The following is a 19457-nucleotide window of genomic DNA, read 5'->3' on the forward strand; positions in this document are numbered from 1 at the left end:
CGGTAGCCTGATGAGGCCCGTCAGGTTCCCATGAATCCGAAGAGCCCCTTGAGGAAAACGATCATGAGTCAGCCGCCGGTCAACGATCGCTACGGTCGGCCAGTCCAGCCCGGTCAGTCCGCCCAGTACGGCTATCCGGCTCAGCAGAACCAGTACGGTCGGACGGGTCGGGGCGGCTACAGCCAGCAGAACTATGGTCAGCCCGCCCAACCGATCCAGTATGGCCAGGGCGGAACCGGCCGACCGGGCTATGTTCCGTCGGGTTACGGTGCTCCGGGTGGTTCGCAGCCGTCGTCGGCCCCGCAGGCCGGTTACCAGCCCTCCCGGCTCGGCCCGATCCCTGTCCAGCAGGACCGACTGGTGCTCAAGCCTACGGCGACGACCGCCGGCCGCATCCAGTTTCTCGTGGGCGGCGGCTTCGCGCTGGTGTGCCTGGCCGGAGCGGTCTGGAACCTCATTTATCTCGGAGACGAGGGCACGGTCGGCGCGTTCTTCATCCTGCTGCTCATCGGGCTGTCCCTGCTGCTCGGCATTCTGTTCCTCATGTCGGTGCGCACGGTGCTCGACGCCACCGGCATCCACCTGGGGGGCAGTGGCAGAGGCCGTGACATCCCCTGGCCCCGGTCGCGCACGGGCCTGTTCGTCAAGGTCTCCGGTGCGCCGGCGGCCATGAGTGCTGCTGCTGGCAGGCCTCGGATTCGTCATGCAGAGGCGCACGTCGTCGACACCGACGGCAAGGCCGTTGCCCTGACCGGGCTGACATGGTCCGGTATCAGCGGAGAGGCTCTGGAGCGCAAGGGAGCTGCTGAGCTGGACCGCATCTGGGCCTGGGCCGTGGCCCGTGGATACACCCAGGAGACGGGGGAGTACATCGAGCTCAGCGGCATTCTCGGCGTTCAGCAGGGACTCCGGGAGAGGCAGGAGCGCCGTCAGGGCCTGAGTCGTCCTTGAGCAGATGGGGCGCTCTCGAGGTGGAGGTCCGCGATCCGTCGAGGTCCCGTGCGGTCGCAGGGTAGGGCTCGACTTCGTACCCCAGACCCTACGAACTCGAGGTCTACGGTACGACCACGTGCTCCGGCGGCTGCGGCTCAGCGGCTGACGGCGAGGTGATCGGGCTCGTCCAGGCGGCTGCCGCTACGGTGGGCACCGTGCCCGTCCGATCAACCCCTCAACACGCGCATGCCGAGACACCCTCTGACTCGGATGACCCCTCGGTGCAGACGGTCCTTGCCTGGTACGACGCCCACGCCCGTGACCTGCCATGGCGTCGCCCCGGCACGACGCCGTGGGAGGTCCTCGTCTCGGAGGTCATGAGCCAGCAGACCCCGGTCGCCCGCGTCGTCCCCGCCTGGCGGGAGTGGATGCGGCGCTGGCCCGGGCCCACCGAGCTCGCCCGGGCTCCCATCGCCGAGGTGCTGCGGGTCTGGGGGCGTCTGGGCTACCCGCGCCGCGCCCTGCGGCTCATCGAGTGCGCCCGCAGCGTCGTCGAGCAGCACGACGGCGTCCTGCCCGACGACCTCGATGCCCTCCTGGCCCTGCCCGGGGTGGGGGAGTACACGGCCGGTGCGGTCCTCGCCTTCGCCCACGGCCGCCGTGCCCTCGTGCTGGACACGAACGTCCGTCGGGTCCTGGCGCGCGCCGTCGCCGGCCAGGCCCTGCCGGCACCCAGCCTCAACCGGACCGAGCGCGAGCGGGCGCTGCACCTGCTGCCCGACGACGACTCCACCGCCGCCCACTGGTCGGTGGCCGTCATGGAGCTCGGCGCCCTGGTGTGCACCGCCCGCGAACCGAACTGCGGCGTCTGCCCGTGGGAGGTGAGCTGTGCCTGGCTCGCAGCCGGCCGGCCGGCGGACGTTCATGCGGGCCGACGCCGTACCCAGGCCTGGCGCGGCACTGACCGCCAGGCCCGTGGCCTGATCATGGCCCGCCTACGGGAGGTCGCCGACGGACAGCCCGTGGAGGCCGGAGAGCTGAAGGCCTGCGCCGCCCGAGCGGGGCTGAGCGGTACCGGTGGTGCCCCCGACCCCGATCAGCCCGGGCGCGCCCTGACCACCCTCCTGACCGATGGGCTCATCGCCACCGACGATGACGGCGCCACCTACCGGCTTCCCTAGCTGGGTCCTTCATCACCGAGCCGGGCACTTCTCGCCTACCCCGACAGAAATTCTGTCGGTCTCGGCGAAACGTGCCCGGCCCGACGGTGGTGAGCGGGGCGGGTGATGGGTGCAGGGCGTGTCGCGTGTGCGGACCTCGACAAAGGTCTGTGGATCGCTGCCCCGCCCGGGCGGGGCGCTCACGGCTATCGGGGCGCTCCGCCGGTAAAGTCGTGGCCATGGCCAAAGGACGCGGACGCAGTCATGGGGAAAGCGCAGGACGACGAGGCTCGGCCCGTCGCGGCGCGGGCTCCTCCGGCCGCTCGTCCTCGGGATCCCAGTCCCGGCCCCACCGGCAGGGCGGCGGTGGGCCCAAGGGTCGTTCCGGCACCGGTCATGCCTCTTCATCCCATGGCGGCGCGGCCAAGTCCCACCAGGCCAGGAATGCCGGTTCCCAGGGCAAGGGGCGAGAGGGCCGCGCCTCCGGCGCCAAGCTGACCGGACACCCCCTGCACTCGGGGCGATCGGGCCGGCCTTCCGGTGGAGGATCGGGGAAGCCCTCTCAGGACGGCAAGGCCCGGGGGGCGCGCACGGGACAGTCCGGTAGGAGTCAGCGCTTCCAGAATGCCCAGGGCGCTCAGAGCCCCTCAGCCGCGCGCTCGCGGCAGGCCGCCCCCGGGACCGCTCGCTCGGCCCGGACGAGCTCGACGCAGGCCGGCCACTCCGGTCATCGTCGTCATGGCTGGGGCAAGGGCGCCCAGTGGGCCCACATCGGCGGCGGGCGGCTCACCGGCGCCCCCGACTCGATCCCTGACGGCCCGGATCAGCCCCGCAGCGGAAGGCTGCGCAAGCCGATCCCGCCCCAGCCCCGCTACGGCTTGCGTCGCACGCTGGTCCTCGGCGGTGCGCTGCTGTTCCTCCTACTGGTCGTGGTGGCCATCATCGTCGGATACTTCTGGGTGCGCGGCACCATCCGCACCCAGGACGAGGAACGCGCCGCTGCCCAGGTGCACACCGTCTACCCCACGCCGGGGGCATGCGATCCCGCGTCCCTGTCGAATACCGTCAACGCCCCGGAGTCCGTGGGTGTGGGGGCCGGGGCGACCTTCTCCATCTCCCTGGTCAACAACGGCTCGGCGCCCTGCCTGCTCGACGCCGGCAGCCAGGCCGTGGGGGTACGGGTTTCCTCGGGCACTCAGCAGGTGTGGGACTCCCTCACCTGCCCGGTGGGTCAGGCCGAGCGCGCCCTTCTCCTGCCTCCGGGGCAGACCGCGGAGGTCAGCGTGACCTGGAACGGGAACGCGGCCACCTCCGACTGCGCTGTCGCCACCGCCGCACCGGTCTCACCGGCCAGCGCCTCGGCATCCTCCACACCGAACGGTGACGCGAGCGCGCAGGCCTCCGACCAGGTATCGGCCGACCCGAGTGCGACCGGCGGCTCCTCAGCGAGTGCCTCGGCCGGCCAGACGCAAACCGCCCCCGGGAGCGCTGCCGGAGCGGGAACCTATCGCTTCCACTTCGTCATGGGAGGCAAGGACCTGACCGAGGACCGGGTCTTCGTCGTCGGCTGACGTGGACCGGCCCAAGGAGGCGCCAGGGCCGTTCGACGGGGGGACGGTGCCGGTGGGCTCAGGAGTAGCGCTCGACGACGGAGATCTCCGCCAGCCGCGACAACCCGTCTCGTAGGGTCCGGGCCCTCTGGGCGCCGACGCCCTCGACCGCCTCGAGCTCCTCGATGGTGGCGCCCAGAACCCCCTGCAGGGATCCCCACTGCTCGACGACGGCGCGCGCCGTCACCACGGGCAGACGAGGGATCTTGGACAGGATCCGCAGACCGCGCGGGGAGACCTGGGCGTCCAGGTCCTGGCCGTCGATGCCGCCCAGGCCCATGGAGCGTGCCACCATCGCCAGGTCCAGGAGTGCGGGGGAGCCCACCCACTTCAGACGCGCGTCCACGGTGGCGGTGTCCAGTCCCTCGGGCAGGTAGTCCTCCAGGAGGAAGCCGTGCTCGGCGAGCAGGCCCCGGGTGAGCTCCTCGACCTGGAGCGCCAGGAGGCGCCCGTCGGTGCCGAGCTCAAGCACGTAGGAGTCGATGTCGGCGGAGATGCGCCGGACCATCTCCATGAGCTGGAGCACTGAGGTGACGTCTCGGACGGTGACGAGGTCCTCGATCTCCAGGGAGTCCAGGCCGGCGGAGGTCTGGTCGAGACGGGCCTTGTAACGTTCGAGGGCGGACAGGGCCTGGTTGGCGCTGGCCAGGATCGACTCGCTGGGCTCCAGGACGTGGCGCTTGCCATCCACGTACAGGGAGATGATCCGCATCGACTGGCTCACGGAGATGACCGGGTAGCCGGTCTGGCGGGCCACGCGCTCGGCGGTGCGGTGACGCATACCCGTCTCCGAGGTCTGGATGGAGGCGTTGGGCAGGAGCTGGACGTTGGCGCGCCGGATCCGGGCAGTGTCCATGTCCACGACGACACCGCCGTCCATCTTGGCCAGCTCGCGCAGCCTGGCCGCGGAGAGCTCGACGTCCAGGTGGAAGCCGCCCGAGGAGATGGCCTCGACCACCGGGTCGAAGCCCAGCACGATGATCGCGCCGGTACGACCGCGCAGGATCCGCTCCAGGCCGTCACGCAGGACGGTGCCGGGAGCGACGAGCGCAAGCGTCTCGTGCAGCTGGCCAGCGGCCTCGATCATCATCTCTCCTGATCTCGCGGTGTCCTGAGGAGGGACGCGCACTGTCCGTGTTCGCCGGGGTGGGGCTGCTCGCTCCAGACCGTCTGGCCCGGCGCCATATGGTTGAGCGCGCACGCACCGGTGCTCACGGCCCCATGGTATCGGCAGGCGGGTCACCTCTCGGAGAGGGCCTTCCCACACTGGACCGCTTGGTCTGTTGGGAGCGCGTGTCTGCGCAGGTGGGCGAGATTGACCGCCGCCGTAGGACCATGGCGTCAGCACTGTCAACGTGTGTCGATGACGTCAACGCTCACCGCTCCCACCATCATCATGGGCGGCTTTCCGCCCCGGCCCTTTCCACGGTCTCAGCCGCGCGGCAGCGCCGCCCCCATGGCCTCACCCACGTGAGCGACCGGCAGGACCTGCATCCCGGCGATCTCGCGCAGCTCGGCGGAGCCGGCCAGTGGCACGATCGCCCGGTCGAAGCCGAGCCGTGATGCCTCCGCCAGCCGCCGTTGGATGCCAACGGTGGCACGCACCTCACCGGTGAGCCCCACCTCTCCGAAGGCCACGAGCCCGGCGGGCGTGGGCAGGTTGCGTGCGGCCGAGACCACGGAGATGGCCACGGCCAGGTCCGTGGCCGGCTCGACGGCGCGGGCCCCGCCCACGGTGGAGACGTAGACGTCCGTGCTGGAGGTGTCCACCCGCAACCGGGCGCTGAGTACCGCCAGGGCCATGGCCGTGCGCGAGTGGTCAACCCCGGAGGTGGTGCGCCGCGGCGAGCCGGCATTCGTGGATGCCACGAGCGCCTGGATCTCCACCGGCATGGGGCGGCGCCCCTCCAGGGTGACGGTGGCGCAGGTGCCCGGCACCTCGGAGCGGGCGGCGGACAGGAACAGCCCCGAGGGGTCCGCCAGCCCCACGATGCCCCGCTCTCCCAGGTCGAAGCAGCCGACCTCGTCGGTTGGGCCGTAACGGTTCTTGACGGCCCGCAGCAGTCGCAGGCGGGCGTGGCGGTCTCCCTCGAACTGGGTGACGACGTCCACCAGGTGCTCCAGGACCCGGGGGCCGGCGATCCCGCCGTCCTTAGTCACGTGCCCCACGAGCAGTACCGGGATATTGCGTTCCTTGGCCACAGCGATAAGTGCACCGGCCACGGCCCGGACCTGGGTGACGCCCCCGGCGCTGCCCTCGACCTGTGCCGAGGCGATGGTCTGGACCGAGTCCACCACCAGCAGGGACGGCTCTGCCCCCTCCACGTGCCCCAGCAGGGCCCCGAGCTCGGTCTCCGCGGCCAGGAGCAGCCCGGGGTCCAGGGCGTCGATGCGCTCGGCCCGCAGCCGCACCTGTGAGGCCGACTCCTCGCCGGTGACGTAGAGGACCGGCCCGTCCCCGCGCTCGCGCGCCACTGCAGCGGCCTTCGCGGCGACGTCGAGCAGCAGCGTGGACTTGCCGACGCCGGGCTCACCGGCGAGCAGCACGACGGCGCCCGGCACGATCCCACCACCCAGGACCCGGTCCAGCTCACCCACGCCGGTGGGGTGGGCCCTGGCCTCGGTGGCGCTGACCTCCTCGATGGGACGGGCGGCCACCGCCGGGTGCACGGCGCCGGCGGTGGCCAGGACGCTTCCGCCGGCGCCCCCACCCGGGGCGCCGGCGGACTGGACCTCCTCCAAGGTTCCCCATTCCCGGCACTCCCGGCACTGGCCCATCCACTTGGGACTGGACCAGCCGCACTCGGTGCAGCGGTAGGAGACCTTGGGGGCCTTGAGACTCTTCGGTGCGGGCATGAACGGAGCGTATCGGGCCCCACCGACATCTAATCGGGCATCTACTCGGCGCCTGCCGCGACTCAGTAGCCGACCGGGCCGGTCTGCCCCGGCTGCCCTCCCTGACCGTAGGGCTGCTGCGGCTGGCCGTGCGGGGCCTGCTGCGGTGCGCCGGGAGCCGTCTGCTGACCGGGCATCTGGCCGTAGCCGGTGCTCTGCGGTGCCACCGGCTGGGCGGCCGGCTGCCCGTAGGGCTGGCCGTAGCCCTGCTGTGCGGGGGTCGCACCCGGATAGGGCTGGTACTGGGGGGCCACGTGGCCGGGCACCAGGTGGGGAGACTTCTTGGCCAGGGCCGCGTCGGCGAACCGCCCGATCGCCAGAGCGCCGACAACGGGAAGAATGAAGACCAGGTAGGGGATGCGCACCGTCCCCTCGGCGTTCGTGATGATCCCGATGTAGATCGCGATATCGATGACGACGCCGATCACGACCATGACGGTCATGATGAGGTAGTAGTAGCGCGTGCGCAGAGGCTGCTCCTCGCCGGAGTCGTTGCTGTCAGGGATCTGGGGGGTGTTCTGGGCGGGTAGCTGTGCGCTCATGAGAGACGGCCTTTTCTGTGTTCGGGGACTGGTACCGCAGTGCGCCGACGGCGCGACCGGACCTAGCGTGCCTAAAATCAGCCGGCACGTCACCTGCTCGACATGGGGAGCGGTATCCCCGTGACATATATTTCTCGCACATCGAGCCGGGCTCCTCTCACGGTGCTTTCCCAGAGGATCTGGGGCTGGGCAGGAGGAGCCCGGCTCGGTGGTGAGGGGTGTCCGTCAGTCGTGGGTGCGGGCCAGGGCCTGGCGGGCGTGCTGGGCGACGTTGTTGGCGGTGAATCCGTACTCCTTGAACAGGGTGGTGCCGGCGGCGGAGGTGCCGTAGTGGTCCAGGGAGACGATCTCGCCGGCGTCGCCGACAATCTCGCGCCAGCCCATGGCGATGCCGGCCTCGATGGAGACCTTGGCAGCGCCGGCCGGCAGCACCTCAGACCGGTAGGCGTCGCCCTGCTGGGCGAACCACTCCAGGCAGGGCGCGGAGACCACCCGGGTGGGCGTGCCCTGCCCCTGGAGGATGTCACGGGCGGCCACGGCCACACCGACCTCGGATCCGGTGGCCACCAGGACCACCTCGGGGCTGACCTGCCCGCCGCCGGCGTCGGTGGCCTCGGCCAGGACGTAGGCGCCCCGCCTCACGCCCTCAGCCGCGGCCTGGGCGGAGGCGTTGACGGTGAGGTTCTGGCGCGACAGGACGATGCCGGCCGGCTCGCCGTGGCGGGCCAGGATCTCGGCCCAGGCGGCGGCGGTCTCGTTGGCGTCCCCGGGGCGCACCACGGCCAGGCCCGGGATGGCGCGCAGCGCCGCCAGGTGCTCGATCGGCTGGTGGGTGGGGCCGTCCTCGCCCACGCCGATCGAGTCGTGGGACCACACGAAGATCGAGCCGACCCCCATGAGCGCCGCCAGGCGCACGGCCGGGCGCATGTAGTCGGAGAACACCATGAAGGTGCCACCATAGGGCCGGGTGAGCCCGTCCAGGGCGATCCCGTTGAGGACCGAGCCCATGGCGTGCTCACGCACACCGAAGTGGATGGTGCGACCGAAGGGCCCGTCGCCCTCGGCCTGCGCCAGGGATGTGGGCAGGAAGGAGGGCTGCCCGGCCATGGTCGTGTTGTTCGAGCCGGCCAGGTCCGACGACCCGCCCCACAGCTCGGGCACTACCCCGGCCAGCGCGGCCAGGACCTTCCCCGACGCCGCACGGGTCGCCAGGGACTGGCCGGTCTCCCACGTCGGCAGGGCCGTCTGGAGGCCCTCGGGCAGGCGGTGGGCCTGAAGGCGCTCCAGCAGCGCGGAGCCCTCGGGGTTGGCCTGCTGCCAGGCCGCGAAGCGCTCGTCCCAGACCGCTCGGGCGGCCCGAGTATTCTCGGCGGCCCGCTTCCGAGCATGGGCGACGACGTCGTCGGGCAGGATGAAGGTCTGCTCGGGGTCCAGACTCAGGGCCCGCTTGAGCCCGGCGATCTCCTCACCCCCGAGCTTGGAGCCGTGGGAGGACTCCTGGCCCTGCTTGGTCGGGGACGGCCAGGCGATGATGGTGTGCAGACGGATCAGCGACGGACGCTCGGTCTCGGCGCGGGCCGCGACGATCGCCTCGTGCAGCGCCTGGAGGTCCTCCGCGTAGCCCCCCGAGCCATCCGGGCCGCCGGTGCGCCAGTCGACGTCGAGCACCTGCCACCCGTAGGCCTCGAAACGGGCCGAGACGTCCTCAGTGAAGGCGATGTCCGTGTTGCCCTCGATGGAGATGTCGTTGTCGTCGTAGATGGCGATGAGGTTGCCCAGCTGCTGGGTACCGGCCAGGGACGCGGCCTCCGAGCTCACTCCCTCCTGCATGCAGCCGTCCCCGAGGATCGTGTAGACGAAGTGGTCGAAGACCGACTCGCCCAGGGGGGTGCCGGCGTCGAGCAGACCGTGCTCGCGGCGCGCCGCCATCGCCAGGCCCACCGCGTTGGCGAAGCCCGCCCCCAGTGGTCCGGTGGTCGTCTCCACGCCAGCCACCTCACCGAACTCGGGGTGGCCAGGCAGGCCCGACGGTGAGCGGAAGGCCGTGAATCCCTCCAGGTCGATGTCGTATCCGGCCAGGAACAGCTGGATGTACTGCACCAGTGAGGCGTGCCCGATGGACAGGACGAACCTGTCACGCCCCAGCCAGCCCGGGTCGAGCGGGTCGTGGACCATCTCGCGCTGGTAGAGCAGCCACGCCACCCCCGCCAGGGAGATCGGCGTGCCGGGGTGGCCCGACCCGGCCTTCTCCACGGCGTCGGCGGCCAGGGCCTTCGACACGGCGACAGCCCGACGGTCGAGGTCGGTGAGCAGCGGCTCAGCACTCATAACTGAGGACTCCTTGTGCATGAGGGTGCATATCGCCCGCGACCGCGAGCGCCGTGCTGGCGTTCCTGCGGCCGGGCATCGGGACTGATCCTTCCCGCTTCCGCGGGGGCGGGCAAGTACGCAGATGAACGCGTGTTCAGATCAACTCGGATACGCCGCCCGGACTGTTCTCTCCCCGGCGGGTTCAGACGCTCTCCAGGAGGGAGCGGGCAGTGCTCTCGTCGGTGACGAGTGCGGACAGGTAGTCGCCACGCAGGGTCGCGCGCACGGCATCGACCTTGTCCCTGCCCGCGGCCACACCGATGACCAGGGGGATATCGCTGAGTCGGGAGGGGTCCAGGCACAGGGTGCGGTCGCACAGGGCCGTGCGCACGTGGTTGCCCTCGGCGTCCAGATGGTGCCCGCAGACATGGGCGACGACGTACTTGCGGCGGCACTCGCGCATGACGGCCGGGGTCATCCAGCGGCGCAGCAGCGGACTGCTCGTTGTCTCCCCGACGGCGCCGATGCCGGTGAGCGCTACGTCGCAGCGGGCGGCGAGCTCCAGCGTGGTGGCTACCTGCTCCTCGCTGCGCACCGCGCGGGCGTTCTTCAGGGAGTCGAAGACGAGGGGGACCGGCAGCGAGCGGTAGTGGCCGCCCAGTCGCAGGGCCAGGTTGCGGCAGATGTCCGGGCCGTCCTCGAGGTGGAAGGACTCCCCGGCCGAGCCCAGCATCGCCACCGCCGTTGATTCGGGCCAGACGCGCTCGGGTAGGTGATGAACGACGGCGCCCACGGCCCGGCCGTTGGACACGGCGATGACGCCGCGGGGCCCGCAGCGCTCCAGGAGCAGGTCGCCGCACACCCGGGCGACCTCGGCGCCCGGGCCGCTGGCGCCGTCGGCGCGGTCCTCGGCGACCCGCGCCTCCTTGAGCCCGAAGGCCTGCGCCAGCTGCTCCTCCAGGGCCATGAGCCGCTCAATGGGGTGGGACACGGTGACGGTGACGACGCCGTGCCTGCGGGCCTCGGAGAGCATGCGCGAGACCGTGGGGCGCGAGTAGCCCATCCTGCTGGCGATCCTCGCCTGATCGAGGCCCTCGTCCCAGTAGAGGTGGGCCACCTCCAGCAGCAGCGAGGCCCGTTCCCGAGTCAGCTGTGCACACATGCGTTCATGTTATCCAAACGTGACTATCGGATCTCGTGTTCTGGCAACGATTCCTTCGGAGAGGGAGTGTCGGTTGCGTCGTCAATCTGAACATCCGTTCACGACTCGTCTTCGACGCTGGTCCCCTTCTTCGTAGCGTGACGGATACGGGCGGTGTGCGGGCCGGTGGTACTGCGCTGTGCCGCTGCCGGCGCCCCGCCAGCACGTGACCGAAACCCGTCCGGAGGAGAAGAACCCATGGGAATCGTCCGCACCATCCACGGCGACGTCGACCCCGCGAGCCTCGGAGTCGTCAACGCCCACGACCACCTCATCCGCGTGGGCGCGGGGGAGGTCTACATCGACCCCGACCACCTCCTCATCGATGAGGACAAGGCGGTCCAGGAGGCCACCTTCTTCGTCGAGGCCTCTAAGCGCTACGCCCCCAGCGCCACCATCGTCGACATGTGCCCGGCTTCTTCCGGGCGCGGTGTGCTCATGCTGCGCGACGTCGTCGACCGCGTTCCGGACCTGCAGGTCATCCAGGCCACCGGTTTCCACCAGCAGAAGGTCTACCTGGAGTGGCGCCAGTCCTGGGTCAACCAGTACACGGTCGCAGAGATCGCCGACCTGCTCATCGCCGACGTCGTCGAGGGCGTCGACGCGGGCGACTACATGGGCCCCCTCGTCAAGCGCACCGACATCAGGGCCGGCTGCATCAAGTGGGCCACCGCCTACGGGCGGATCACCGACTGGGAGGTCAAGACCGGCCAGGCCGTGGCCATCGCCTCCAAGGAGACCGGCGCACCTATCAACACCCACGTCACCGCCGGTACCTGCGGCCCCGAGCAGGCCCGCTTCCTCATCGATCAGGGCGTGGCCCCGGAGAAGATCGCCATCGGCCACATTCAGCGCAACTGGGACCCGTGGGTCCACGAACAGATCGTCGCCACCGGCGCCTACGTCGAGCTTGACGGCACCAACCGCATCAAGTACGTGCCCGACAACGCCCGCGTCGACCTCATCAAGACCCTGGGGCAGAAGGGCTACGGCAAGCAGATCCTCCTGGGCACCGACTCGGGCAAGGCGTCCTACCAGAAGGCCTACGGGTCGGTCTCCGGCATCGACTACGACCCGGCCGTCTTCTGCCCCCGCCTCATCAAGGACGAGGGCGTCGACCCCGCCTACGTCCAGGACCTCCTGGTGGGCAACGCCGCCACCTTCTTCGCCTTCGAGCCCCTGGCCGGCTGAGAGGAGGGACATCATGACGCCCCAGCAACCCGCAACCCCCAGGCTCCAGATCGCCCTGGACACGCTCGACCTGCCCAGCGCGCTCGGCCCCCTCCAGCAGGCGGCGCCCCACGTCGACGTCATCGAGTGCGGCACCATCCTCGTCCTGTGCGAGGGCTTCCACGCCGTGCGAGCCGTCCGGGCCCTCTTCCCGGACAAGCAGATCCTCGCCGACGTGCGCATCGCCGAGGCCGGTTCCAAGATCGCCCGCCTGGCCTTCGAGGCCGGGGCCGACCTCGTCTCCTGCGTGGCCGGCGCCTCCATGTCCACCATCCGACAGGTCTGCCAGGTGGCCGGCGAGCACGGCGGCGAGGTCCAGGTCGAGCTGGCAGACGAGTGGTTCGACGCCGAACGGGCCCGCGCCTGGCGGCAGGCCGGCGTCGAGCACGTCATCGTCAAGCGCTCCCGCGACCGGGAGGCCTCCGGCGACCTGTCCTGGAGGAGCGAGGACATGGACCGGGTCGATGAGCTGGCCGCCATGGGCTTCACGGTCACCATCACCGGTGGTGTGGGCCCCGCCGACCTGCCCGCCTTCGCCGGGCGCGCCGTCGGCATCGTCATCGCCGGCCGGGCGATCGTCGCCGCCGAGGACCCCGCCGCAGCGGCCGCCGGGCTGCGCACCACCCTGGAGGAGGTGTGGCCATGAGCTCCGCCGCCGCATCGGACTCCGCACGGGCCGGCGCCGGGGCCGGGCTCGAGGCCGGCATCAGCCTGGGCATTTACGAGAAGGCACTGCGCAGCGGGCCGCTGGCGGTCTCCGGGAGCCGAGTGGACGGTGAGGCCTGGCGGACCTTCCTCGACCAGGTGCCCCGAGCCGGCTTCTCCTTCCTCGACCTGTCCATCGACGAGTCCCCCGAACGGGAGGCCCGCCTGGGCTGGGACACCGGGCAGTGCCGCACCGTGCGTCGGGCCGCCGAGGCGGCCGGCACCGCCATCGGCGGGATCTGCCTGTCCCTGCACCGCCGGATCGCGCCCGGATCGGCCGACCCGGACGTGCGCCGGTGTGCCCGCGAGGTCATGGCCCGCGGCCTGCGGGTCTGCCACGACCTGGGCGTCCCGGTCATCCAGCTCGCCGGCTACTACTGCTACTACGAGGACCCGAACCCCGACGCCGAGCGCTGGTACGCCCAGCTCCTGGCCGACGCCGTCCCGCTGGCCGCGCGCCTGGGCGTCGTCATGGGGATCGAGAACGTCGACGGCGACGACGTCACCTCCCTGACCAAGGCCATGGAGTTCGTCGACGCCGTCGACTCGCCCTACCTCCAGCTCTACCCCGACCTGGGCAACATCGCCGAGCAGGGTCTCGACCCAGGCGTCGAGCTCACCGCCGGAGAAGGCCACATGGTGGCGATGCACGCCAAGGATGTGCGCCTCGGCGAGCCGCGCCGCGTGGAGATGGGCACCGGCATCGTCGACTGGGACCGCTCCTTCGCGCTCCTGACCGCCCAGGACTGGAGCGGGCGCCTCATGATCGAGATGTGGAACGACGACGCCCCGGACTCCCTGAGCCGCTGCACCGCCGCTCGCGCCTTCATCGAGGACCGGGCCGCCTCAGCGGGCCTGCTGGTCGTGTCACCGTAGAGATTTCCCCCGGAACGCCGACCTCCAGCACATTCCGAGCTTCCTGACCGCCTCACCACCACCGGACCGCGACCGCACCCGAACCACCATCCGAACCACGAGCGGCACCGCAGCCGCTGCAGAGGAGAATCGACAATGAGGTACGACCTGACAACCGTTGGCGAGGGACAGATCCGGCTGACCTGCGAGCGCGGGGACCGCCTGGCCACCGCCCGGTCCCTGCGAATGACCGCCGCCGGCTCCGAGGCCAACGTCGCCGGGCTCCTGTCCGAGCTCGGCCGCGCCACCGCCTGGACCACCAAGCTGCCCCGAGGCGAGCTGGCCGACCGCATCGCGCTGGAGTACTCCGCCGTCGGCGTGGACATGAGCCACGTCGTCATGACCGACGAGGGTCGCGTCGCCCTCTACTTCCTCGAGCCGGGCGAGTTCCCGCTGCCGGGCAAGGTCACCTACGACCGCGAGTACACGCCCTTCCGCAGCATCGTCCCCGAGGAGTTCGACTGGGACGCCCTGCTCGACACCCGCCTGGTCTTTCTCACCGGGATCACCGCGGCCCTGACCCCCGAGACCGCCCGGGTGGTGCGCTACGTCGCCGACGCCGCTCGCGACCGTGGCGTTGACGTCGCCCTCGACGTCAACTTCCGCTCCCTGCTGTGGGACGGCGAGCAGGCCCGGGCCGTCCTGGAGCCGATCGCCAGGGGAGCCTCGATCCTGTTCTGCTCGCGAACCGACGCCGGTATCGTCTTCGGCGTCCCTGGCCAGGGTGTGGACGTGTGCCGCAACCTGCGCGAGGAGATCGGCGCCCCCACCGTCGTGTCCACCGACGGGCGCGCCGGGACCTACCTGTCCACCGCCTCCGAGGGCGAGCGCGTCTACGAGATCAAGTCCGTCCCCGTCATCGACCGTCCCGGGGCGGGGGACTCCTTCGTGGCCGGCACCCTGCACGGCTGGCTCGACGGAGACGTGAGCCGCGGCATCGAGATCGGCACCAAGGTCGCATCCCTGGCCTTGACCCACCACGGAGACCTCACCCACGTGCGCCCCGCTGAGCTGCTCCAGGCGCAGGGCTCCGACATCGTCCGCTGACCGGCTGCGTGCCGGCTCCACCGTAGATTGGACCGCATATGAGTACCGCATCGGGACGCGCGGCACCGGGAGCTGCCGCCATGAGCGCCCTCGAACAGATCGACTCCCGGCCCCTGACGGGTCACCAGCGAAGCATCATCGGGCTGGCGATCGTCGCCAACGTCTCAGAGTTCTTCGACATGTTCCTCATCGGCTTCGCCGTCGTCCAGCTCCAGAAGGAGTGGAGCCTGGGCGGCTTCGAGACCGGCGTCATCCTGGCCTGCTCCGGGCTGGGGACGGTCCTCGGATCGGTCCTGTGGGGCCGGGCCGCCGACCAGATGGGACGACGACGCACCTTCTTCTGGTGCGTCCTGCTCTTCACCATCTTCACCCTGGCCTCGGTGTTCACCCCCACCGGATGGTGGATGATGCTCGCCCTCCTGCGGGTTCTGGTCGGCGTGGGCGTCGGAGGCCTCAACATCGTCTCCATTCCATACGTCCAGGAGTTCGTCCCCACCAGGCAGCGCGGCCTGCTGGCCGGGCTCGGCTCGGTGTTCATCCCGCTGGGGCTCTTCCTGGGGTCCCTGGGACAACGCGCCATGCATGACAACTGGCGCGGCCTCATCGCGCTGGGCGCGATCCCGATCCTCCTGCTGGCCTGGATCCGGATCGTCCCGGAGTCGCCCCGCTTCCTGCTCTCCCAGGGCCGCGAGCGCGAGGCTCGCGAGTCCATCGCCTGGGCCCTGGAGCTGAGCCCCGACGCGGTGGGTGCCCTGCCGCCGGTGGAGACCGAGCAACGCATCGCCTACTCCGAGCTGTTTCGAAGGCACCTCAGGCCTCTGCTCATCGTCTCGATCGGCTCCTTCTGCTTCATCCTGGGTTCCTTCACCGTGCAGTCCTGGGGGCAGACGCTCCTGGAGGTCGGCTTCGACGACATCAACGCCGACACCGTGGGTACGCTCTTCATGGGGGTCTCCCTGGTGGACCTCCTCGGGCGCCTGGCCTCGGCCTGGCTCGCCGACCGGATCGGGCGGCGCTGGACGATGTTCTCCTTCGGGCTCATCGGGGCGGCGGGCGCGGTCATCGTGGCCTTCTCCGCCCACTGGGAGGCCTCCTGGATCATCTTCTTCACCGGTATCTGCATCACCATGGCCTTCGGCGACGGCGCCTTCGGGATCCTCAATGCCTTCGGCGGCGAGCAGTTCCCCAACGACGCCCGGGGGACGGGGCTGGGCCTGGGCTACGGCATCGGGGCGATCGCCAAGATCATCGGCCCGCTGCTCATGGGGGCGATGATCGGCTCGGACAACCTCAAGGAGCTGGCGCACCCGTTGGCTGCCGTCTTCCCGGCCTTCATGTTCTTCGCGGCCATGCTCGTTCTGGGCGGGTTCGTCTACCTGCTGGCCCGGGAGACCAAGGGCGAGGTCCTCGAGGACATCTGAGCCTTTGCCTCCGGATACGGAGCAACATGAACAGATGTGCGGGGTCCCGAACCTATCTGGTTCGGGACCCCGCACTCATGGCGCGTCCTTGCGCCGTCGGCTAGTGCTGACCGTAGACGTGCTGGTACCGGTCGTTGAGGCGGTCCACCATGTCGGCGGGGATCGGCTTCACCTCGCCGAGCTGCTCGGCGATGCTCATTGTGCGGGCGACCTCCTCACACATGACGGCGGCCTTGACGGCGTCGCGCGCGTCCTTGCCGACGGTGAAGGGGCCATGGTTGGCCATGAGGACCGCCGGGGACCTGGAACCCTCCAGGGTCTCCACGATGCCGCGGCCGATCGAGTCGTCCCCGATGAGGGCGAAGGGGCCGATCGGGATGTCGCCGCCGAACTCGTCGCCCATCATCGTCAGGGCGCAGGGGATCGGCTCGCGTCGCGCCGCCCATGCGGTGGCGTAGGGGGAGTGGGTGTGGACCACGCCGCCGACGTCGTCGCGGTGACGGTAGACGTAGGCGTGGGCGGCGGTGTCGGAGGAGGGCTTCAGCGACGCCGGCGTCCCGTCGTCGATCTTCTCCCCATCGAGCGTGCAGACCACCATCGTCTCCGCACTCAGCTCGTCGTAGGAGACGCCGGAGGGCTTGATGATGAACAGGTCGGTCTTGACTGGGCCGTCGCCGCGGTCGACGACGACCCGCTCGGAGACGTTGCCGGCGGTCCACACCACCAGCCCCCACCGGGGCAGCTCGGCGTGAAGGTCGGCCACTCGCCGTCGAGTGCTCGCCACCGCCTCCTGCAGCTGCTGATCCAGGTCGGCCAGGATGATCCTCTCGCTCATGCGTGCGCTCCTTTGATCGTCAGTGATAACCGGTGTCACTGGCGATTCTTCGGAGCCAGTGGGCCCTCGTCATCAGGTCCGGCGCACGAATGTTCACGGTTGTTTCCGGCCGACGTCGTCTGCCAGGCGATCGCTGCCGCACGCTCAACGGGGATATGTCGCGCGGTCGGGGGCAGGAACTCTGTCCCCTCACGCGTGACATGCCCCCGTTCGTCGACGGGCCGGATGAGCCGGACGACTGTGGAGCAGCAGCCGGCCTCAACCCTCCTGGTGCTCGACGACGTCCGCCAGGGCCCCACCCTCGTGCGCCTCCGGGGATCCGGAGTCCGACAGGTGGCCTCCCACCATGTCGGTCAGGCCTGTGCCCACCAGGCTGCGCAGGATGACGTCGAGCTGCTCGACGTTGCTGGCCACGGCCTTGGGCAGGGCCGAGGCGCCCTCGGTGGAGATGATCGACAGGTCGCGCACGCTGGCCAGCGGCTCGCTCAGGGCCCGGGCGATCTCGGGGGCCTTGTCCAGCAGCATCTGACGAGTGGCGGCCTCGCCGTACTTGGCCAGGGCGTCGGCCTTGTCGCTCATGGCCTTGGCCTCGGCCTCACCGGCGGCGCGGATCGTGTCGGCCTCGGCCTGACCGCGGGCGGCGATGGCGTCTGCCTCGGCGCGGGCCCGGGCGGCGGTCGCCTTGGCCTCGGCCTCCGCGCGGGCCACGGTGGCCTGAGCCTGGGCCTCGGCATCCAGCCGGGTGCGCTCGGCGTCGGCCTCGGCACGCAGCAGCGCCTCGGTCTTGGAGGCCTGAGCCTCCTGCTCGCGCTGGTAGCGGGCGGCGTCGGCGGGCTTGCGCACCGTGGAGTCGAGCTCGCGCTCGGTCAGGGAGGCCTTGGCCTCGGCGGCCTCCTGGCCGATGATGGCGATCTCGCGCTCCTTGGCGGCGCGGGCGATCGGGCCGGCGGAGTCGGCATCGGCCTGGGCCTTGTCCGTCTCGGCCTTGAGCTGGGCCTGACGCAGGGACAGATCGCGCTCGCGCTCGGCGATCTGCTGACGTGAGGTGACCTCGGCGTCGCGGGCCTCGCGCTCGGCGTTGGCCCGCGCGATGCGGGCGTCCTTTTCGACGCGCTGCTGCTCGGGCACACCCAGGGACTCGATGTAGCCGCCGGCGTCGGTGATCTCGGAGACCTGGAGCATGTCGATCTCCAGTCCCATATTGGCCATGATGCTCTTGGCGTCGTCGAAGACGTTGCGCTGGAGGGCGTCACGGTCGGAGATGAGGTCGGTGACCGTCATGTGGCCGATGATCGAGCGCAGGGAGCCGATGAGCGCCTCACGGGCGGAGTCGGCGATGGCCTGGTCCGTGTTGGGCTTGCCCAGGAAGCGCTTGGCGGCGGCGCGCACCTGCTCGTCGGAGTCGCCGACCTTGACGGCGGCGACGGCGGCGACGTTGACGTGGATCTTGTTCTCGTCCTCGGCGGTGACCTTGAAGCCGATCGTGGTCTGGGTGAAGGGCAGGTACTGGATGGACTGGATGACCGGCAGGACGAAGTCGCGCCCACCGGGGTGGATGATCTTGACCGTGCCCCGGTTCGATCCGGAGATGAGACCGGTGAGGTTGGAGGGGACCACGACGATCCGGCTGAACATGTAGACGACTACCAGCAGCGCGATGATGACGATGATGACGATCGCGCCGATGAGCGAGGCATCCATGCTGTGTTCCTTTCTTTGCGGGGAGATGGGAGGAAGAGGGGGACAATGAGGAAAATGAGGAAGAGGATGGCGGGCAGGAGGAGGCCGGTGCCGGTGGCCCGTCACCGACACCCGGTGGGTTCAGCCGTCGATCTGCTCCCAGGGGGCGATGGTGAGGGTGGAGTCGACGGCGTCGAGCACCCAGGCGCTCTGGCCCGAGCGCAGCGGCTCCTCGGAGCGCGCCGGCAGAGTGAGCTGGTTGCCGCGCGTGACGGCGCGAACCTCGCCGCTGCCGTCCTTCCACCACAGAACGGTCACCTTCTCACCGACCAGCTCCGCGGCGGTGGGCGGAGCCGTGTCCAGCGGCATGGAGCGCCTGAGACGGTTCCACAGCCGGCGTGTGAGCGCGCCGGAGGCGAGGGCCAGTGCTGCGGGAACGCCCCACACGACGGCGGCCGGCACCTGCGCCGCCGCCGGTCCCGGTACCGCCGTCATCGCCATGCCGATGGCGCCGAAGACCGCCACCGGCAGAGCGAGGACCGGCACCATCCCATCTGGGAGGAACGCGTCGAGCACGCCGTCGAGAAGGATCCCGGCCAGGAGAGTGGCGCATCCGATGATCGCGCACCAGGCGAAGATGCTCATGCCGGTCTCCTTCCGTGGAAGCCCCTCGGCCTCCTGGGCCTGGATTCTGCCACGCAGGCCGGGGCGGGAAACCGCGATGAGATGGGGAGAAGGACCCGGTGACTGGACGTGGCCGGGTCAGGCGCCGCGTGCCCGGGGGAGCTCGGCGGAGTCCTGCAGGGACGGGGGAGTGAAGGACCAGGACGACGCCGTTGGCACGGTCGTCGCTGACGCCGTCGACGCCGAGCGGCCCGTGGGAACGGTGATGGTCTCCTGGGCATCCGGGTTGGCCGCCTGGGCGGGGCCCGCCGGTGCGGCCGTGCGCGCCGGGACGGCAACCGCCCGGTGG

The 19457-nt window shown here is 70.6% G+C and carries 16 protein-coding genes and 1 pseudogene; 8 read left to right on the forward strand and 9 right to left on the reverse strand.

The features are described from left to right. The first annotated feature begins 63 nt into the window (after positions 1-63). The 3 genes from HMPREF9056_RS12880 (at position 64) to HMPREF9056_RS14830 (ending at position 3664) form a co-directional block, all read left to right on the forward strand. On the forward strand, positions 64-951 hold the full coding sequence (locus HMPREF9056_RS12880; RefSeq protein ID WP_050793073.1) for a hypothetical protein: 888 nt from the start codon (positions 64-66) through the stop codon (positions 949-951). A 263-nt stretch (positions 952-1214) separates the two neighbouring features. Then, positions 1215-2114, forward strand: a complete 900-nt coding sequence (locus HMPREF9056_RS12885) for an A/G-specific adenine glycosylase (RefSeq protein WP_253270046.1) — start codon at positions 1215-1217, stop codon at positions 2112-2114. Positions 2115-2332: 218 nt separating this feature from the next. Next, complete coding sequence (locus HMPREF9056_RS14830) at positions 2333-3664, forward strand: hypothetical protein (protein ID WP_253270047.1); 1332 nt, start codon at positions 2333-2335, stop codon at positions 3662-3664. A gap of 58 nt (positions 3665-3722) precedes the next feature. Here the strand turns inward: HMPREF9056_RS14830 and disA are convergent, their stop codons facing one another. The 5 genes from disA to HMPREF9056_RS12915 all read right to left on the reverse strand — a co-directional run bounded on the left by disA (position 3723) and on the right by HMPREF9056_RS12915 (position 10612). After that, complete coding sequence (disA, locus tag HMPREF9056_RS12895; RefSeq protein ID WP_009747204.1) at positions 3723-4793, reverse strand: DNA integrity scanning diadenylate cyclase DisA; 1071 nt, start codon at positions 4791-4793, stop codon at positions 3723-3725. Positions 4794-5134: 341 nt separating this feature from the next. Further along, positions 5135-6559 (reverse strand): DNA repair protein RadA, encoded by a 1425-nt coding sequence (gene radA, locus HMPREF9056_RS12900; protein WP_009747205.1) that lies wholly within the window; start codon positions 6557-6559, stop codon positions 5135-5137. 62 nt (positions 6560-6621) lie between these two features. After that, entirely contained in the window at positions 6622-7140 is a 519-nt protein-coding gene (locus HMPREF9056_RS12905) for a hypothetical protein (protein ID WP_009747206.1), read from the reverse strand. Positions 7141-7365: 225 nt separating this feature from the next. Then, the gene (gene tkt, locus HMPREF9056_RS12910) at positions 7366-9468 is read right to left on the reverse strand and encodes a transketolase (protein WP_034514562.1); all 2103 of its coding nucleotides are present in this window, start codon (positions 9466-9468) and stop codon (positions 7366-7368) included. A gap of 184 nt (positions 9469-9652) precedes the next feature. After that, entirely contained in the window at positions 9653-10612 is a 960-nt protein-coding gene (locus HMPREF9056_RS12915; RefSeq protein ID WP_009747208.1) for a sugar-binding transcriptional regulator, read from the reverse strand. Between the two features lie 237 nt (positions 10613-10849). On the opposite strand from HMPREF9056_RS12915, the gene HMPREF9056_RS12920 reads away from it, so the two are divergent. From HMPREF9056_RS12920 to HMPREF9056_RS12940, 5 genes are all read left to right on the forward strand, one after another. Continuing rightward, positions 10850-11842, forward strand: a complete 993-nt coding sequence (locus HMPREF9056_RS12920) for a phosphotriesterase (RefSeq protein ID WP_009747210.1) — start codon at positions 10850-10852, stop codon at positions 11840-11842. Between the two features lie 13 nt (positions 11843-11855). Then, positions 11856-12527, forward strand: coding sequence for a 3-dehydro-L-gulonate-6-phosphate decarboxylase (locus tag HMPREF9056_RS12925; RefSeq protein WP_009747211.1), 672 nt, complete (start codon positions 11856-11858; stop codon positions 12525-12527). Further along, positions 12524-13462 carry an L-ribulose-5-phosphate 3-epimerase gene (locus HMPREF9056_RS12930; protein WP_009747212.1) on the forward strand — a complete coding sequence of 313 codons (939 nt, stop codon included), beginning with the start codon at positions 12524-12526 and terminating at the stop codon, positions 13460-13462. Before HMPREF9056_RS12925 ends, HMPREF9056_RS12930 begins: the two co-directional genes overlap by 4 nt. Before the next feature lie 135 nt (positions 13463-13597). Further along, positions 13598-14548 (forward strand): sugar kinase, encoded by a 951-nt coding sequence (locus HMPREF9056_RS12935; protein ID WP_009747213.1) that lies wholly within the window; start codon positions 13598-13600, stop codon positions 14546-14548. An 80-nt stretch (positions 14549-14628) separates the two neighbouring features. Then, entirely contained in the window at positions 14629-15969 is a 1341-nt protein-coding gene (locus tag HMPREF9056_RS12940) for an MFS transporter (RefSeq protein ID WP_009747214.1), read from the forward strand. Between the two features lie 100 nt (positions 15970-16069). Here HMPREF9056_RS12940 and HMPREF9056_RS12945 read toward each other — a convergent pair whose 3' ends face one another. From HMPREF9056_RS12945 to HMPREF9056_RS14270, 4 genes and pseudogenes are all read right to left on the reverse strand, one after another. Beyond that, a complete protein-coding gene (locus HMPREF9056_RS12945; protein ID WP_009747215.1) occupies positions 16070-16804 on the reverse strand; it encodes an L-ribulose-5-phosphate 4-epimerase in 735 nt (244 codons plus the stop codon). Positions 16805-17062: 258 nt separating this feature from the next. Beyond that, a complete protein-coding gene (locus tag HMPREF9056_RS12950) occupies positions 17063-18505 on the reverse strand; it encodes a flotillin family protein (protein WP_009747216.1) in 1443 nt (480 codons plus the stop codon). Between the two features lie 120 nt (positions 18506-18625). After that, complete coding sequence (locus tag HMPREF9056_RS12955) at positions 18626-19129, reverse strand: nodulation protein NfeD (RefSeq protein WP_009747217.1); 504 nt, start codon at positions 19127-19129, stop codon at positions 18626-18628. A gap of 117 nt (positions 19130-19246) precedes the next feature. Next, positions 19247-19457, reverse strand: a pseudogene (locus HMPREF9056_RS14270) (hypothetical protein); the annotation flags it as partial.

Origin of the sequence: Actinomyces sp. oral taxon 170 str. F0386, from assembly GCF_000195595.1 — a bacterium.
Classification (GTDB): domain Bacteria; phylum Actinomycetota; class Actinomycetes; order Actinomycetales; family Actinomycetaceae; genus Actinomyces.

Excerpts from the sequence above, each read along its gene's own strand:
- HMPREF9056_RS14830 (WP_253270047.1), top strand. The coding sequence starts at position 2,333 with ATGGCCAAAGGACGCGGACGCAGTCATGGGGAAAGCGCAGGACGACGA.
- HMPREF9056_RS12915 (WP_009747208.1), bottom strand. The coding sequence starts at position 10,612 with ATGTGTGCACAGCTGACTCGGGAACGGGCCTCGCTGCTGCTGGAGGTG.
- HMPREF9056_RS12950 (WP_009747216.1), bottom strand. The coding sequence starts at position 18,505 with ATGGATGCCTCGCTCATCGGCGCGATCGTCATCATCGTCATCATCGCG.
- radA (WP_009747205.1), bottom strand. The coding sequence starts at position 6,559 with ATGCCCGCACCGAAGAGTCTCAAGGCCCCCAAGGTCTCCTACCGCTGC.
- HMPREF9056_RS12880 (WP_050793073.1), top strand. The coding sequence starts at position 64 with ATGAGTCAGCCGCCGGTCAACGATCGCTACGGTCGGCCAGTCCAGCCC.
- disA (WP_009747204.1), bottom strand. The coding sequence starts at position 4,793 with ATGATGATCGAGGCCGCTGGCCAGCTGCACGAGACGCTTGCGCTCGTC.
- HMPREF9056_RS12955 (WP_009747217.1), bottom strand. The coding sequence starts at position 19,129 with ATGAGCATCTTCGCCTGGTGCGCGATCATCGGATGCGCCACTCTCCTG.
- HMPREF9056_RS12925 (WP_009747211.1), top strand. The coding sequence starts at position 11,856 with ATGACGCCCCAGCAACCCGCAACCCCCAGGCTCCAGATCGCCCTGGAC.
- tkt (WP_034514562.1), bottom strand. The coding sequence starts at position 9,468 with ATGAGTGCTGAGCCGCTGCTCACCGACCTCGACCGTCGGGCTGTCGCC.
- HMPREF9056_RS12905 (WP_009747206.1), bottom strand. The coding sequence starts at position 7,140 with ATGAGCGCACAGCTACCCGCCCAGAACACCCCCCAGATCCCTGACAGC.
- HMPREF9056_RS12930 (WP_009747212.1), top strand. The coding sequence starts at position 12,524 with ATGAGCTCCGCCGCCGCATCGGACTCCGCACGGGCCGGCGCCGGGGCC.
- HMPREF9056_RS12920 (WP_009747210.1), top strand. The coding sequence starts at position 10,850 with ATGGGAATCGTCCGCACCATCCACGGCGACGTCGACCCCGCGAGCCTC.
- HMPREF9056_RS12935 (WP_009747213.1), top strand. The coding sequence starts at position 13,598 with ATGAGGTACGACCTGACAACCGTTGGCGAGGGACAGATCCGGCTGACC.
- HMPREF9056_RS12945 (WP_009747215.1), bottom strand. The coding sequence starts at position 16,804 with ATGAGCGAGAGGATCATCCTGGCCGACCTGGATCAGCAGCTGCAGGAG.
- HMPREF9056_RS12940 (WP_009747214.1), top strand. The coding sequence starts at position 14,629 with ATGAGCGCCCTCGAACAGATCGACTCCCGGCCCCTGACGGGTCACCAG.